Below are 14,821 nucleotides of genomic sequence, written 5' to 3'. Positions count from 1 at the left end.
GGATATGTCTGCACTAATTACGATAGGGGTAGGGAATTGCAGTAGTTTAGTTTTTTCCGAAATGAGTAAAGCGCCAAGTCTCGACTATGAGACTTGGTGCTTCAGAAGGGTTTATTTAACACTAGTTCGACGAACAATAATAAAAGTGATGGCAAGATTCAGCAGAAATGGTGGTATCGCAGCTAATAAAAACTTCCAATCTCCAGTGACAATTGAAATAATCGTGAAGATGAGCAATATGAATAGTCCAAAGTATAAAGAAAGTTTCAGGTGCAACTTCGGATTGGAATGAGATTGTAAAGGCTCAGAAGTCATACGGATTGAATAGAAAGCGCCAGAGATTCCCCAACTGCTCAAAAGCACTGCTAATAGAATGGATAGAGCAGGCATCATTTCGATTTGAATTCCTGAAGCTCCTAGCATAAGCATGATGTAAATAGCAGCAAGTGTACAAAACCACGACGTTGATCTTGCTTTGCTCCAAATATATCGGTGCACTTCATCCAAAGCATTGTTTTTGATTGCGGCACGTCTCCCGAAGTACCAGCCGAAGAATGCAAATATCAATCCACCATATAAACCTACATACGCCATTTATTTATCCCCCTCACTAAAAATGAAAACTTCTTCAATCGTTTTGCCGAAAGCACGCGCGATCTTATAAGCTAATTCCAGTGAGGGATTATATCTCGTTGACTCAATGGCGATGATGGATTGCCTAGATACACCTACAATATCCGCTAATTGTTCTTGAGTCATATTGAATTGCGAGCGTAAGCTGCGAATATGATTTTCCATTGATTCACCCCAAATGTAAAGTTAGCTTTACGTAAAGTATGCTTTACATTTAAGAGGGAATCAATCCCTTTTATGGTTTTGCAGTAAAGATTTCTCCACGTATAGGTTTAACACCATCTTTCCAATTTACATGAAGGGATTTGGAAGTGAAGAGATCTTTTCCATCGGAAACTTGAAAGTGCAAATGAGCTTCACTTGAATGTCCTGAATTACCAAGCAAACCGATTTCTTGACCGCGTGTAACTTTATCTCCTACCTTTACAGTGACAGAACCCTTCTTTAGATGTGCCAACATACTAAATTCACCGCCATGATCAATGACGACCATATTACCAGCAGGCTCTTTTTCATTCATAACGCCAACAGGCTCATTGTCTACAATATCATTCACGACTGAAACAACAGTCCCTTCAGCAGGTGCGAGAATAGGCAGACCAAATGCATAGTAGCTTTCATTTTTCGAAGGATCGCCTTCAAAGGAGAAATCATCCTTTAACTGAACTAAGTCATAAGCGTAGCGCTGGCTTTCATGCTCGTAATGATAGTTGGCCAGTACATTTGTACCGCCCCAAAACACAAACAAATCGTCTTTAAATGGTGGTGAAAACTCCGTATTTGTATAGCTACTGTCCGTTTCTGGATGAGAGGTGAGGTGCTGAACTTGTAGTCCAATAATAGATTCATTCTCATCAAATGCAACTAATATTCCTTTATCTGCGGAAGGGGATGTCCACACATGCCAATTATTACCGTTTTGTTTGAAGTTCGTGAATGGCTCGAATTGATCAACACCACTTGTAAATTCTGTCCCCATCTTGCTGAAATCTTCTAAACTGACATGTTTCATAAATGATGGACTGAACTGACTATAAAGCGATTCATAACGACCTTCAAGCATAGCTTTCGGCAAATCCGCGGGTTTAATCTTATCGCCCTCTTTCTTTTGCTCCACTGCAGCTGTTGACGTTGTTTGAACTTTATTACTGTTAGTATTTTTTTGTTCAGCACCAGTATTTCCACATGCAGTAAGGATCGAAACTAGTGTACACATAGCAAGTACCCCTGTTAATTTTCCAAATGTCCGTTTCTTCAATTCGCTTTTTTTCATTTTTATATTTCCTCCTATGTGTTTTCCTTGATAACTCTATAATAAGGTCTCAATCTTATGTGCTATGAAACTGTATCTTTACTGGATCTTAATTATGAAGGATGCAACTCGAATAAAAATTAAGACTCCGTTAAGAGAGTCAATCGGCATGTCTACTTAAAATTCATGATAAAATAATAATCTACTAACCCATTTACTAGGAGGAACTGGCTTGAATGACGCATCAATTCTGCTTGTGGATGACGAACAAGCGATACTGGATATGCTAGAAACAGTACTTCAGAAAGAAGGTTTTACTACTATTAGTAAGGTGACATCAGCAGAAGAAGCGCTAACTGCCTGTACGAATAGTAGGATTGATATCATTGTGCTCGATGTTATGCTTCCAGGACGAAGCGGTATAGATGTAGCTCCGTTTCTAAGGCAATTAACAAATGCGCCGATTCTATTTCTAACAGCTCGAACATCTGATTTCGACAAGCTGACAGGTTTTGCTGTAGGCGGTGACGATTATATTACGAAGCCTTTTAATCCACTTGAGGTTGTTGCGAGAATTAGATCGCAGCTTCGGCGGTATTTATCAGCTCAAAGGGGTCAACATGTTGTAAGTCATTCCGTTGAAGAATCGAATAGCCAATCATCGAAAATATACGACTACGGTCGATTTCAAGTTAACGAGGAAGCTTGCGAGCTGCAAGTAGACGGACAAGCAGTAACGTGTCCAGCACTTGTATTTCAACTGCTGCTTTTTCTTTGCAAGCACCCTAATCGGATATTTGGCAAAGGCGAGCTTTATGAGTCCGTATGGGGCATAGATGCGCTTAAAGATGACAATACAGTTATGGTACATATTCACCGAATAAGGGAACGAATCGAAGTTGATCCATCTAATCCGCAATTCATCATTAATGTGAGAGGGCTAGGTTATAAGCTCGTCCAAAAAAATAATAAAGGGATCGATGCCTTATGAATATGAAGCATCGTCTAACGATAAGATTCATTTTGCAATTGGCACTTGCAGGCGTTGTAACACTGTTGCTAGGATTAATTTCTTTTTTTTGGATTATGACTAAATTATCGGATATTGACTCTTCACGGATATTCCCGTCTCCAGAGCTAGGAGTAAAGATCATTGAATCGTCAACGGTAACGAAGGAAGGCATTCAGTATGATGCTGAACTTCTTAAACAAGTGAAACAAAATAATGGTTGGCTGCAAAGTTTAGATGAGGACGGGAAAGTGGTTCAATCTTTTAATACACCTAGTGATGTTCCAAAAAGTTATTTGCCTGGACAATTCGTTTCGTATTTCACAAAGAAAAATTCATTTCCGTATCACGTATACTTTTGGGTGAAAGAACGGGATGGGCAAATATTCTCAATCGTTTACGGTGTCCGAGACGAATTAGGTACATTATTAACGAAAGTTGCTACGGAAGGATCAGTTAGTTCGAAAGAGGGGCTTAAGCTGCCAGCTGGAGTAGCAGAACAGGTTAAAGCACTTGGAGGATATATTCAGTTATTGGACTCTAATGGAATGGAGTTAGCGTCTTTCAATAAGCCAGATTCAGTAGTAAATAACTATACGCTTCAAGATTTATCGCTTCGTGTTGTGTACCAGGAGCAATATGGTTTTCGAATCGATTCATCCTATAATGAGGAGACAGGTCTGACTTGGCTCGTTGCTCTTCCTTATTCCAATGGCAGCAATGACGGAAAAGGTACACAGATGAAAGAGGAAACGAAAGTTTTACTTATTGGCATAGGGTCTACGTTTCTTGCATTAATGGTTATATTTATACTTCTTTCGCTGTGGAACGCCCATCGATTTGGAGGACCAATGCTGCACATGCTTGCTTGGCTGGATTCTTTGGGAAAATCTAATTATGAAGAACCTAGGGATAGGAAGGGTATTACTCGAAGTCGTACTAGAAAGGGAAGATGGCGCTCTCGTTATCGTGTGTTCAGTGATGTAATGGATTCCATTCAAACATTGTCAGCAACTTTGCTTCGCGACGATGAGCTACGCAAACAGAACAACAACTATCGGGAGGAATGGATCTCTGGTATTACACATGATCTAAAGACACCTCTATCTTCAATTAAGGGATATGCTCATATGCTCTCGGAGGATAACTATGAGTGGAGCCCGAAGGAGGTTCGCAAGTTTTCCCGAATTATGCTGGAGAAATCAGCCCATATGGACTCACTAATCAATGATCTGGCGATGACTTACCGACTGAGTGCAGGCGTTGAAGCTCCAAAAGGTGATCGGATTGAATTAAATGATTGGCTTCGTTCTTCACTTGAACAAGTTGCGATGAATCCGTCTTTTGATAGGAGTAGAATTTTATTTGTACCTGCGAACAAAGACGTGATGGTTCAGCTCTACACGCCTTGGCTAGAACGAGTAGTAATGAATATTGTAGCAAATGCGCTGCTTCATAATCCGCCGCAAACGCTTCTAACCGTTTCTCTATTAGAGCCCATGGATCAGAAGGGGATGACGATAACTTTTTCTGATAATGGTAAAGGAATGGATGAGTTGTCCGCAAGCAGGCTATTTGATCGATATTATCGTGGTACAGACACTTCTTCTATGTTGGAAGGTTCAGGCTTAGGGATGGCTATATCTAGAGGTCTTGTTGAAGCAATGGGTGGTGAGATAACAGTAGATACTGCTTTGGGCAAGGGAACGACGATTCGATTGATTTGGTCATCGTTTCCAAGTGAAAAAGAGAAAGAATAATTAATTTACACTCATGCGTGTTACCAAAAGAGCCCGAGTTCGTCGTTGTTATCTAAACGGACTCGGGCTAATGGGTAGAATGTGATATACGTATATAATTTCAATTGTTCCGTGTCATTGTTTTGTAATTAGCTGCTTCCGCAACCTCCGCCGCATGAGCTGCATGAAGAACTGCTCGAACTTCCGTCCGATGAACCCCCATCAGATGAGCCTCCCGATGAACCGTCAGAACCTTTATGAGAGGAATCAGAATCAGTAGACGATTTTGTTTTGGAATTGCCGCTTCCACAAGCAGCGATTGCAACTGTACTACATGAAGCCTGCTTTTGCTCCTCCATAGGGACTTCGGCAGTTGGCGTAAAGAACAACATAGAAGTAACAGGAAGACTGCTCAGCGCCAAGTTTCCGCTCACCTTTTTTGTAGCTCGATGAGCATTTTTTATATTCTCAATAATATCAACTTTTACATTATGAAACGTATCTCTAGTCCGCCTGTTGAAGTATTTTTCTATTACATGACCCTCTGAGAAGGTTTCAATATCATAAAATAGCGTATCATTCACATTATAGCGGAAGAATGGCTGCACTAAAGATTTATTTTCATCATAAATGTTGAATAGAAGACTATAAACGAGATCAAACATAGCCCGTTGATCTTCATTTGCTTTTTCACTTCTTACTTCGCCTGTTGTTACGGTTGGCTGGTGATGGATAAAGTGACCACAATAGTTGCTGCAGAAGACCTCATAATCTCTCGTATGCAGGATCATTTCGTGCCAGATGACATCTACATCTTCACTATACATAGGAACATCCTTCATAACGGAAGTTAGGATGAAGAAACGTTTTAGTTCTAGCAGCATCCAATCATATTTTTGGTTGCTATAGTTATATTTTGATATTAATCTCTGGCGCACAAGAGTCATATAGGTATCGTCCAAAGCCTTTTCGAGCTGTTCTACGATCGTAATTAATTGTGGTATTGTCGGGTTAATGCCCAATTGATGCGGTATTTTATGAGTGAATTGTGAGTTAGCATCGATTACATTTTTTTTCGTTGTTTCCTTAGTTTTTCCGAAAAAAGAGGCTAGTCTTCTCCTCATCTAACATTCCTCCTAAGTCATCATGTATTTCCTCATATTTAGGAAGCATACCACTTGAAATATTATTCTGTCACGCAGCTATGTAAACTATTGAACGCTCTAACTAAAGAAGGCTACATGCACAGACTATCATTTCATTTGCATCAATAGGATCAATCAAATCACGAAGAGACCGATTGATATAGTATCAAGTCGGTCTCTATATAGATAACGATCACTAGCTGCTTTGTTTCTTTTGCAGAAGACGATTTAATTCTTCATCTACACGTGCATTGCGTTGTTCTTGTTGTTGTTCGAATCGCTGCCCGCTAGGATACACACCGTAAGAGCCTTTTGCAAGATCACGTTCTGCTTCCCATACCATTACCTTTTGCTCAATGCGCTCAAAGCCTTGTGCTGCCGAGCTGCCATAAGGGGAATGTGCAGAAGGGGTGCCAGTTGTTCCGCTTGTTTGCCTAACACGAGTAACCAGCTCATCACGTTTCGCCTGCAATCTAGTCTTTTCTTCCTTAAGGGACTCAAGGCGATGAGTAAGATCTATCGTTGCTTGCTCTGCTAGGTGGTGAAGTCTTGTGTTCTCTTCAGCTTGCTCCAGATAGAGAAGCTTAGCTTCTAGTGCTGTACGTGCTTCTGCTTCACGGCCTTCTAATGCAGCTTGTTCTGCTTTTCCTTCGTAATAGCTCGCTTGAGCATGTAATTCAGCTATCTTTGATTGTAGCAAACGAACCTGAGCTTGCTGAGCTGCAATTGTACGTTCAACCTTAGCTATTTCTTCGTCCAAGTCTCGCAAGTAATGGTTTAGCATCATTACCGGATTTTCAATTTTATCAAGAACCTCATTTGCTGCTGCTTTCGTCATACTAACTACACGTTGTAAAATACCCATTTCTCATCTCTCCTCAATCATTTTTATTTTGACCGTTATTTCTTATACATTCTGCTATTTGTATTAATAATGATCGACTGTTCTAAAGCCGTTGCTTGTATCTTTTGGGACAAACAGGGTGGCAATAAAGTAAGCTAAAATGGTTCCTCCGAAGCTGAAGAATGCTGATATTACAACTAGAAGTCTTACAATAGTAGAGTCAATGCCAAACCATTGTGCTAGCCCTCCGCAAAGTCCTGTAAGCTTGCTATCCGTCGTTGATCGAAACAATTTTTTCATATCCAATCATCCTTTCGTGTTGCTCATCTATAACCTAATTGTAGGGGATGCGAGTCGTTTAAGTAACGGTCCTCCGACCATTATTGGGGCTGGTCTTTAGGCGGGGAATGTATGCGACGGACGTCGGGGTTGGAGTCGGATGTTGTTTAAAGAAAATAAAGTATTAGACTCGGAAAATGGTTAGTGATAAGTTAAATTGTAGGTGGAATCTAATTGAATCGGAGAAGCTTCTTTCATAGAGTGCAGATACAGAACTTTTGTATGAGGCAACGAAGCAATTTCATTATTAAGCTATTTGAAAAGTAAATGCACTTAATAGAGAGGACTACCTCATATATGCCAAATAAGAATAGAAACAGGGACACAATAGAAAGTCCCCCTGCTTGGCTGCAGAGTTATGTAGATTCACCAACTAAGCAGCAGCAATTGTATAAACGAACGTTAATTATTATCGTCCTTTCACAAATTTTTGGAGGCGCGGGTCTTGCAGCCGGTATTACTGTCGGAGCGCTGCTTGCGCAAGATATGCTTGGTTCAGAGGGGTTAACGGGTGCGCCAACTGCACTTTTTACCCTTGGATCTGCAATTGCAGCACTGCTGGTAGGAAGGCTTTCAGAGAGATATGGTCGCCGAATAGGATTAGCCGCAGGATTTTTGGCTGGAGGCATCGGGGCAATCGGTGTTGTAATTGCTGCAGTTACAGGAAATGTAACGCTGCTTTTTGTCTCATTGTTTATCTATGGGGCAGGTACGGCTACAAATTTGCAAGCTAGATATGCGGGAACAGACTTAGCAACCCCCAAAAAGCGAGCAACTGCAATAAGTATCGCCTTGGTATCAACTACACTTGGTGCTGTTGCAGGGCCAAACTTAGTTGATGATATGGGGAGATTTGCTCTTTCGATTGGAGTGCCAGCACTAGCTGGACCATTTATTCTTGCAGCTGCCGCATTTATCGTTGCTGGCTTAGTGCTGCTAGTTATGCTGCGTCCCGATCCTCTCATTGTGGCAAAAGCAATTGCATCGATGCAGAGACTAGCAGACAATAATCAAACGAATACGAATCGTCCAACTAACACGCGAGGAATCGTCGTTGGAGCAACAATTATGGTATTAACCCAAATTGTTATGGTAGCCATTATGACGATGACACCGATACATATGAGTCACCATGGGCATAGTTTAAGTGATGTAGGCTTAGTCATTGGCATTCATGTTGGAGCGATGTATTTACCTTCATTAATTACCGGCATTCTCGTTGACAAGTTGGGACGTACTGCTATGGCAATTGCTGCAGGTGTCACCTTGCTTGCTGCGGGTATAATTGCCGCTACTGTACCTGCTGATTCTATGCTGCTGCTAATCCTCGCACTTGCATTGCTTGGATTAGGTTGGAATTTTGGATTGATTAGCGGAACAACTCTTATTGTGGATGCGACGACCCCAACTACTCGTGCTCGAACGCAAGGTAAGGTTGATGTAACGATCGCACTAGCGGGAGCATCAAGCGGAGCGATGGCGGGCATGGTTGTAGCCAGTTCAAGCTATGCGGTTCTTTCTCTCACAGGAGGCATATTGGCTCTATTGTTTATCCCTGTCTTGATCTGGTACCGTAGGAAATAGGCTATAATTGAAAAGGGCAATGACTGATGAGAGATCATCGATCATTGCCCTTTTTACAACGAAATTTTTAAGAAACGAGAAAGATTTGATTACAGTTGGTTATTGATTAAAAGTAGCACGAATATTTACAATTTCAGCTCTCGATCCTATTCGAATAGGAGGCCCCCAGAAGCCAAAACCAGAGGAGACAATGGAATGAAGCTGTTTCTTCTGCAGATAACCCCAATCATTTTCAAAAATAAGGCCAGTAATCAGATTTGCAGGTGCAATTTGACCATAGTGCGTATGCCCTGATACGACTAGATCAATGCCATTCTGCTGTGCGATATCTAAACCATGAGGCTGATGATCGAGCAGAAATGTGACATCGTCGCGATTAATGTTCGTTGTTAGCTCTGCAAGTTCAGCTCGATTAGTATCGCTGTAGTCCTTCCGACCGATGAGTGTCAACCATTCGGCAACTTCTACTTTTTCATCGTACAAAATGTGCATCCCGCTTTCTTCCAAAAACGAAATTAGCTCATCCATCGTGCCCTTATATCTATCATGGTTTCCTAAAGATGCATATACGCCGTAAGGAGCTTTTATTTGTGCCAAAATATCATTGATTCCCTGTTCTCTATATGGAACGATGTCGTCGTCAATTAGATCGCCTGGGAACAGAACAATATCTGGTTTTAGTGCATTAATTTCTTTTACCATTGTTATTGCATGACTTTTTCCAGACAAGTAGCCGAAATGCATGTCGGATGCCATAACGATATTTAGCTCGCCGGATGCTGGTCCTTTTTTGTCCACATGAATGTTGTAACTTCTTACTGTAGGGCTGTAGGCATTAAAGCTTCCAAAACCGATAAGGAAGATGAGTGTACATAATGTAACGATCCCTGCCCACTTCTGTACATGATGACGTGGCAGCGCAGTTAGCTTTGTTAACCAAACAATAAGATGAACAAGAGGTAATAAAAGTACAAGTAAACTGAATATTGCAAGCCAATAAGAGCCTATTATATTCAAAATGAGGGAACCCTCAAATACTCTTGCTAGGATGAAGGAGCTTGCCAAAAAAATAAGCGAGATAATGTAAATGATACGAAAGCGTTTCGTTACAATAGATTTCATCCATGACCAACCGCTTCGGCCAATATAAAATACGATTAGCGCATATAAAAGGATAAATACGATTCCAATGACTACAAACATGACAGCCTCCTTGAGCATAGTGCAACTATTATACCAATAGTCATCGAATATCGGAAATGATGAACAGAGCGGTGCAGAAGTATATATGTATTCGTTTGGCGGGTGTTATGATAGTAGCATCATGATTACAGTCAGAGAGGGAAAAGACAATGATGAACGATAACTGGGGTAAAATGTTGCTGTTGAATCGAATGAATGAGCTTGAGCATATTGATCCATTTTACTCATTTGCCCTCGACGAGTTGTTATGTCATAACGCGGGTAAGGGAGGACCTCCTATTTGTCATATTTGGCGGCATCCACAAGCATTTATATTGGGTCACCGTGACAGCAGATTGCCTGAGGCAAAGAAGGCGCAGCATTGGCTGGAGTCACAGGGGTGGGCGACTATTGTACGTAATTCAGGTGGAGCTGCTGTTCCTTTAGATACTGGTGTAGTCAATATTTCACTCATCTTTCCTAAGGATAACGTACTTGATCACCACTTCCATGATGATTTCGAACATATGTATGAACTGATTAGTGAGGCACTTCGTAGTACAAAACGCATTATCGAGAAGGGTGAAATCGCAGGTGCTTATTGTCCAGGCGATTTCGATTTAAGTATAGATGGTTACAAGTTTTGTGGTATTGCACAGAGACGGAAGACTCATGCGTCCATCATTCAAGCTTTTGTTGTTGCTGAAGGCTCGGGAAGTAATCGCGCAGACTTCGTAAGTTCCTTCTACGATATCGCAGCAAGCGGGCATAATGACCTTGGTCACCCGATTGTGGTCGGTAACAGTACAGCTAGTCTGGAGGAGCTTGCTGGACTTGGTCCTCAAGCGGCGAACCAATTCGCCGATGCGATTCAGGCGGTCATTCGCAGCCGGCAATCGGAGGAAGGTGTTAATGCCTCTTCAATGAATCTTCGTTTGCCAGAGCCATCCGAAATCGATGAGATGATTGCAGTCCTTCGAGCGCGTTATACTATTCCGGAATAGAGGCTTCATGATGCATCGAAACGTTAACCCTCCAATCCAGTGAAACGGAATGGAGGGTTTTGTTTGCATATATCCAAACTCCAACACTTAATAAGACAAGTTGTTGGGACGACTTTGCTTACGGTTTAGTTTAAGAATTAACATTCGTTCAGTGTAAATGAGCTTTCCGAACAATAGGAAGTTAGCAGGGGCATGTATGTTCTAACCATTATAATGTAGTTTATTCCATACACTCACGCATCGAAGCTGTCAGTTTGCATACTAGAGCACCCATGTCTTCTGGTGAGTGATAGAAGTCTTGTAGCGTCCACTCCACTAACAGATTATGAATGGTTGAACAATAAGCACGTCTTGTATAAAAATCAATAGAGGTTTGTTTACTCGCAAATTGCTTGTCAACATAATCAGTGATGCTTTTGTAAATAAGCTGTCTAATTTTACGATCCTTAAAGGTAATATTGTATAGCAAAGAGGGAGGGATATGTTGTTTCCAGTTGCGGAATAAGGCAGCAAATACTTCCTCTCTATTGCTTCGTATATCATCAAATTGTTTCCATACTTCATTCATCAACTTATTTAAAATAGTTAGTAGAATAGCATCCTTATCTGTAAAGTGCAGATATAGCGTTTGCCGAACGATTCCTGCAGTTACTGCGATCTCGGTTATTGTTATTTTGGTATAATGATTATTTTCCATTAGCTTCAATAGTGCGGTTTCGATCCATTCATTGGTCTGTAACGAAAAATCAAGAGGTGCTGGCTGCAAATTGACACATCCTCCATTCTGTCTATTTGTCGTTATAACGGCAAGTAGAAGCATTGCGTCATAACGCTAGTCCATAGTACTATCATACAAGTGTTACGTTTACCTTGTAGCAAAAAAAGACTTATACATTATTATAAGTTATTTTTTTTGCTTTTGTATTGATAATAGTTATTATTATCAACAAAAATAATGGAAGAAATGAAAGGGGTTAATTAAGTTGTTTAAGAAAAAAGGTTTATCTGCTCTATTAATGTTACTCATTGTTTCAATAGTTGTAACGGCATGTGGGGGAAGTAATGACAAATCAACACCAACTCCGCAAGCAAGTTCGGAACCAGCAGCACCACGTGTAGTTAAACATGCGATGGGAGAAGCAAAGGTTACGGCTGAGCCTAAGCGTGTAGTAGTGCTCACAAACCAAGGGACGGAGTCTTTACTTGAACTTGGAATTAAGCCTGTTGGTGCTGTAAAGTCGTGGATTGGTGATCCATGGTACGATCATATTAAAGATCAGATGGCAGATGTGACAGTAGTAGGTGACGAAACGCAGCCTAACTTGGAACTAATAGCGAGTTTGAAGCCTGATCTTATACTTGGAACTAAAGTTCGTCAGGAGAAAATTTATCAACAGCTTGAAGCGATCGCTCCAACTGTACTCACAGAAAATCTTGGCGATAGCATGATTGAGAACTTCGAACTTTACGCACAAGCTCTGAACAAAGAGAAGGAAGGCGCTGCTTTCTTAGAGGCATACAATAAGACGATCAGTGATGTGAAATCTCGTCTTGGAGATAAGACCAAAGCAAAAGTATCATTAGCTCGTTTCCAGCCTGGCAAGGTACGCGTATATTACAAAGAAAATTTTGCAGGTGTAATCCTAGAGGATCTAGGTTTCTCTAGACCGGACGCACAAAATAAAGATGATTTTTCTGCAGATGTAACGAAAGAGCAGATTGATGTGTTAGATGGTGATGTGTTGTTCTACTTCACATCAGACCGTGATGGAGACACGGGTGCTACCAAAACAGCAGATGAATGGTTGAAAGGCCCTCTTGCTGAGAAGTTAAATGTGGTTACTAAACAACACATATTTAATGTTAATGAGCCAATTTGGAATACAGCAGGTGGCGTTATTGCCGCTAAATTACTCATTCAAGATATCGAAGAGAGATTCTCTAAGCTGACAATACAATAGATTTGGTTAAAAAACTTTCACTGAAGAGGAGGAACTGCTCTTTAGTGAAAGTTTATGCTTTATAGGGAGGGGAATCTCGAAGCTATGCTTCAAAGCAGGTTTAGTTTAATTTCTTGCTTCATTTTGGGTATCGTTTTTTTAATTGTTGGTATCATTTGTAACATATTATATGGATTTCATACTTATTCTATTAACACCTTATACAATGCACTCTTTCATTATGATGATTCTAAGGCACATATAACCATTGTGACACTCTCTATTCCACGAGCGCTAATTGCTGCTTGTGTAGGAGCTAGTTTGGCTGTAGCTGGTGCCATTATGCAAGCATTAACACGTAATTCATTGGCGTCTCCTTCTATATTCGGAATAAATGCCGGAGCTGTTTTATTTATTACTTTGGCAATTAGCTTTATTAATTCAGGACTAACTTTACAGGCTTTAGTATGGTTTGGATTTGCAGGGGCTGCAATAACAGCAGTACTGGTATATAGTATTGGTTTACTCGGCCGTGGCGATTTGCAAGTGAATATCGTATTGGCAGGCGCGGCAATTTCAGCTTTTTGTTCCTCATTAACGTCTATTATTTATTTGGTTAAAAAAGAAAATATGGATACTGTGCTATTCTGGCTTGTTGGTTCACTGTCAGGTCGAGAAATGAGTCATTTGGTTGCAGTCCTCCCTTATATAATTATTGCGATGATAGGTGCTTTCTGTACATCTGGCTCCCTCAATGTTTTGTCAATGGGAGAAGATGTATCAAGGGGGCTGGGACAACGGACGAATCTTATTAAGATTGTACTTGCGATCATCGTTGTATTGTTAGCAGGAGCTTCCGTCTCGATTACTGGACCTATTGGACTAGTCGGACTCATTATTCCGCATGTATCAAGATTTTTGGTTGGTATTAATTACCGTAGAATTATACCGTACAGCATGGTGTTAGGCGCCAATTTGTTAGTTTATGGTGATCTGATTGCAAAGCAGCTACTGCCAACAGAAGATTTGCCAATTGGTGTAGCTACAGCAGTATTAGGTGTTCCATTCTTTATCTATTTAGCTCGAAAGCGAGGGTGAGTAAGTGGCTGGAATAATTAGAAAGCAGAGAAGTATCGTGTTCATACTTTTCACCCTGCTGCTTCTTTTGTCTTTTCTTAGCATACTAGCGGGATCGTTATATATATCTCCTTATGACGTGGCGAAGGTGCTAATGGGATTCGGAGATGAGACATACTCCTTAATTGTATGGGACATTCGTTTGCCTAGAGTAATTCTTGCCTTATTGGTGGGGATTGCGCTGGGAGTAGCTGGTGCCATTATGCAAGGTGTCATTCAAAACCCGCTGGTCTCTCCAGATTTAATCGGAATTACAGGGGGAGGAAATGTAGCAGCAATCGCATTTCTAACGATGACAGGTGGCCAATTCAGTATTCATTGGATGCCTGTTGTAGCGATAGCGGGCTCCCTCGTAACGGGATTATTAATCTATTTTCTCGCGTGGAAGAGAGGGGTATCTCCAACACGAATCGTATTAATCGGATTAGGTGTGTCAGCGGCGATGTCTGCATTGATTGTCTATTTTATTATAACGGGTCCAACTTATTTAACAGCTCAAGCGATGAGCTGGCTGACAGGCAGTGTGCATGGAGCTTCTTGGCTGTCGGTTTGGACGCTCACTCCATGGATTATTGTCGTTATTCCTCTGGTGTTGTATGCGTCTAGACATATGGATGTACTGCAGTTCGGCGAGCAGATCGCGGGAGGTTTAGGAAGTAGAGTTCAGAGAAGTCGTCTTCTTTTGCTTGCAGCTAGTGTTTTGTTAGCGGGAGCAGCCGTAAGCATAGCAGGGGGGATAGCATTTATTGGCTTGATGGCTCCTCATTTGGCACGTAAATGGGTCGGTTCGCCAAGTGTACGTTTGATTCCTGCGGCTGGCTGTATCGGAGGTATGTTGCTTATTATTGCAGATGTGATGGGGAGAACGTTATTTTCTCCCTTAGATATTCCAGCAGGTGGATTTATCGCGTTATTTGGTGCACCTTTTTTCATTTATTTGATGTTAACGAGTCACAAGAAGGGGAGAGGAAGTAGTTAGTGGTCTAAAACCTAAAGCCTTTTGACCATGAAGG

At 41.2% G+C, this 14,821-nt stretch carries 15 protein-coding genes; 7 read left to right on the top strand and 8 right to left on the bottom strand.

The window, feature by feature from the left end:
• Positions 1–111: 111 nt before the first annotated feature.
• The 3 genes from MFF31_RS03020 to MFF31_RS03010 all read right to left on the bottom strand — a co-directional run bounded on the left by MFF31_RS03020 (position 112) and on the right by MFF31_RS03010 (position 1,906).
• Entirely contained in the window at positions 112–594 is a 483-nt protein-coding gene (locus MFF31_RS03020; RefSeq protein ID WP_238186649.1) for a hypothetical protein, read from the bottom strand.
• A complete protein-coding gene (locus MFF31_RS03015; RefSeq protein ID WP_238186648.1) occupies positions 595–798 on the bottom strand; it encodes a helix-turn-helix transcriptional regulator in 204 nt (67 codons plus the stop codon). It lies immediately after the preceding gene.
• Positions 799–868: 70 nt separating this feature from the next.
• The gene (locus tag MFF31_RS03010) at positions 869–1,906 is read right to left on the bottom strand and encodes a M23 family metallopeptidase (protein WP_238186647.1); all 1,038 of its coding nucleotides are present in this window, start codon (positions 1,904–1,906) and stop codon (positions 869–871) included.
• Positions 1,907–2,117: 211 nt separating this feature from the next.
• On the opposite strand from MFF31_RS03010, the gene MFF31_RS03005 reads away from it, so the two are divergent.
• Positions 2,118–2,876, top strand: a complete 759-nt coding sequence (locus tag MFF31_RS03005; protein WP_238186646.1) for a response regulator transcription factor — start codon at positions 2,118–2,120, stop codon at positions 2,874–2,876.
• Positions 2,873–4,654 (top strand): ATP-binding response regulator, encoded by a 1,782-nt coding sequence (locus MFF31_RS03000; RefSeq protein WP_238186645.1) that lies wholly within the window; start codon positions 2,873–2,875, stop codon positions 4,652–4,654. Before MFF31_RS03005 ends, MFF31_RS03000 begins: the two co-directional genes overlap by 4 nt.
• A gap of 128 nt (positions 4,655–4,782) precedes the next feature.
• On the opposite strand, the gene MFF31_RS02995 is transcribed toward MFF31_RS03000, so the two are convergent.
• The 3 genes from MFF31_RS02995 to MFF31_RS02985 all read right to left on the bottom strand — a co-directional run bounded on the left by MFF31_RS02995 (position 4,783) and on the right by MFF31_RS02985 (position 6,922).
• Entirely contained in the window at positions 4,783–5,757 is a 975-nt protein-coding gene (locus tag MFF31_RS02995; protein WP_238186644.1) for a glycine-rich domain-containing protein, read from the bottom strand.
• Positions 5,758–5,974: 217 nt separating this feature from the next.
• A complete protein-coding gene (locus tag MFF31_RS02990) occupies positions 5,975–6,643 on the bottom strand; it encodes a PspA/IM30 family protein (protein ID WP_238186643.1) in 669 nt (222 codons plus the stop codon).
• Positions 6,644–6,706: 63 nt separating this feature from the next.
• A complete protein-coding gene (locus MFF31_RS02985; protein ID WP_238186642.1) occupies positions 6,707–6,922 on the bottom strand; it encodes a PspC domain-containing protein in 216 nt (71 codons plus the stop codon).
• 336 nt (positions 6,923–7,258) lie between these two features.
• Between MFF31_RS02985 and MFF31_RS02980 the strand changes: the two genes are divergently transcribed.
• The gene (locus MFF31_RS02980; protein ID WP_238186641.1) at positions 7,259–8,545 is read left to right on the top strand and encodes an MFS transporter; all 1,287 of its coding nucleotides are present in this window, start codon (positions 7,259–7,261) and stop codon (positions 8,543–8,545) included.
• 99 nt (positions 8,546–8,644) lie between these two features.
• Here the strand turns inward: MFF31_RS02980 and MFF31_RS02975 are convergent, their stop codons facing one another.
• The gene (locus MFF31_RS02975; protein WP_238186640.1) at positions 8,645–9,748 is read right to left on the bottom strand and encodes a metallophosphoesterase; all 1,104 of its coding nucleotides are present in this window, start codon (positions 9,746–9,748) and stop codon (positions 8,645–8,647) included.
• A gap of 149 nt (positions 9,749–9,897) precedes the next feature.
• Here MFF31_RS02975 and MFF31_RS02970 point away from each other — a divergent pair, with 149 nt between their 5' ends.
• Entirely contained in the window at positions 9,898–10,731 is an 834-nt protein-coding gene (locus tag MFF31_RS02970) for a lipoate--protein ligase family protein (RefSeq protein ID WP_309296655.1), read from the top strand.
• Between the two features lie 220 nt (positions 10,732–10,951).
• Here the strand turns inward: MFF31_RS02970 and MFF31_RS02965 are convergent, their stop codons facing one another.
• Positions 10,952–11,497: a TetR/AcrR family transcriptional regulator gene (locus MFF31_RS02965; protein ID WP_238186639.1), complete on the bottom strand. Its 546-nt coding sequence runs from the start codon at positions 11,495–11,497 to the stop codon at positions 10,952–10,954.
• 211 nt (positions 11,498–11,708) lie between these two features.
• Here MFF31_RS02965 and MFF31_RS02960 point away from each other — a divergent pair, with 211 nt between their 5' ends.
• The 3 genes from MFF31_RS02960 (at position 11,709) to MFF31_RS02950 (ending at position 14,787) form a co-directional block, all read left to right on the top strand.
• Positions 11,709–12,692 (top strand): ABC transporter substrate-binding protein, encoded by a 984-nt coding sequence (locus MFF31_RS02960; RefSeq protein WP_238188463.1) that lies wholly within the window; start codon positions 11,709–11,711, stop codon positions 12,690–12,692.
• A gap of 84 nt (positions 12,693–12,776) precedes the next feature.
• Positions 12,777–13,769 carry a FecCD family ABC transporter permease gene (locus tag MFF31_RS02955; protein WP_238186638.1) on the top strand — a complete coding sequence of 331 codons (993 nt, stop codon included), beginning with the start codon at positions 12,777–12,779 and terminating at the stop codon, positions 13,767–13,769.
• A gap of 4 nt (positions 13,770–13,773) precedes the next feature.
• Positions 13,774–14,787 (top strand): FecCD family ABC transporter permease, encoded by a 1,014-nt coding sequence (locus MFF31_RS02950; RefSeq protein WP_238186637.1) that lies wholly within the window; start codon positions 13,774–13,776, stop codon positions 14,785–14,787.
• Positions 14,788–14,821: the final 34 nt, after the last annotated feature.

The organism is Paenibacillus sp. L3-i20 (assembly GCF_022180385.2).
In the GTDB taxonomy this organism is placed as follows: Bacteria; Bacillota; Bacilli; order Paenibacillales; family Paenibacillaceae; genus Pristimantibacillus.
This window is presented reverse-complemented; position numbering and strand designations above follow the sequence as displayed.

What these genes read in the sequence shown, in the direction of transcription:
- MFF31_RS03020 (WP_238186649.1), bottom strand. Translation starts at nt 594, where the DNA reads ATGGCGTATGTAGGTTTATATGGTGGATTGATATTTGCATTCTTCGGC.
- MFF31_RS02990 (WP_238186643.1), bottom strand. Translation starts at nt 6,643, where the DNA reads ATGGGTATTTTACAACGTGTAGTTAGTATGACGAAAGCAGCAGCAAAT.
- MFF31_RS02970 (WP_309296655.1), top strand. Translation starts at nt 9,898, where the DNA reads ATGATGAACGATAACTGGGGTAAAATGTTGCTGTTGAATCGAATGAAT.
- MFF31_RS02975 (WP_238186640.1), bottom strand. Translation starts at nt 9,748, where the DNA reads ATGTTTGTAGTCATTGGAATCGTATTTATCCTTTTATATGCGCTAATC.
- MFF31_RS02980 (WP_238186641.1), top strand. Translation starts at nt 7,259, where the DNA reads ATGCCAAATAAGAATAGAAACAGGGACACAATAGAAAGTCCCCCTGCT.
- MFF31_RS03015 (WP_238186648.1), bottom strand. Translation starts at nt 798, where the DNA reads ATGGAAAATCATATTCGCAGCTTACGCTCGCAATTCAATATGACTCAA.
- MFF31_RS03010 (WP_238186647.1), bottom strand. Translation starts at nt 1,906, where the DNA reads ATGAAAAAAAGCGAATTGAAGAAACGGACATTTGGAAAATTAACAGGG.
- MFF31_RS02985 (WP_238186642.1), bottom strand. Translation starts at nt 6,922, where the DNA reads ATGAAAAAATTGTTTCGATCAACGACGGATAGCAAGCTTACAGGACTT.
- MFF31_RS02955 (WP_238186638.1), top strand. Translation starts at nt 12,777, where the DNA reads ATGCTTCAAAGCAGGTTTAGTTTAATTTCTTGCTTCATTTTGGGTATC.
- MFF31_RS03000 (WP_238186645.1), top strand. Translation starts at nt 2,873, where the DNA reads ATGAATATGAAGCATCGTCTAACGATAAGATTCATTTTGCAATTGGCA.
- MFF31_RS02995 (WP_238186644.1), bottom strand. Translation starts at nt 5,757, where the DNA reads ATGAGGAGAAGACTAGCCTCTTTTTTCGGAAAAACTAAGGAAACAACG.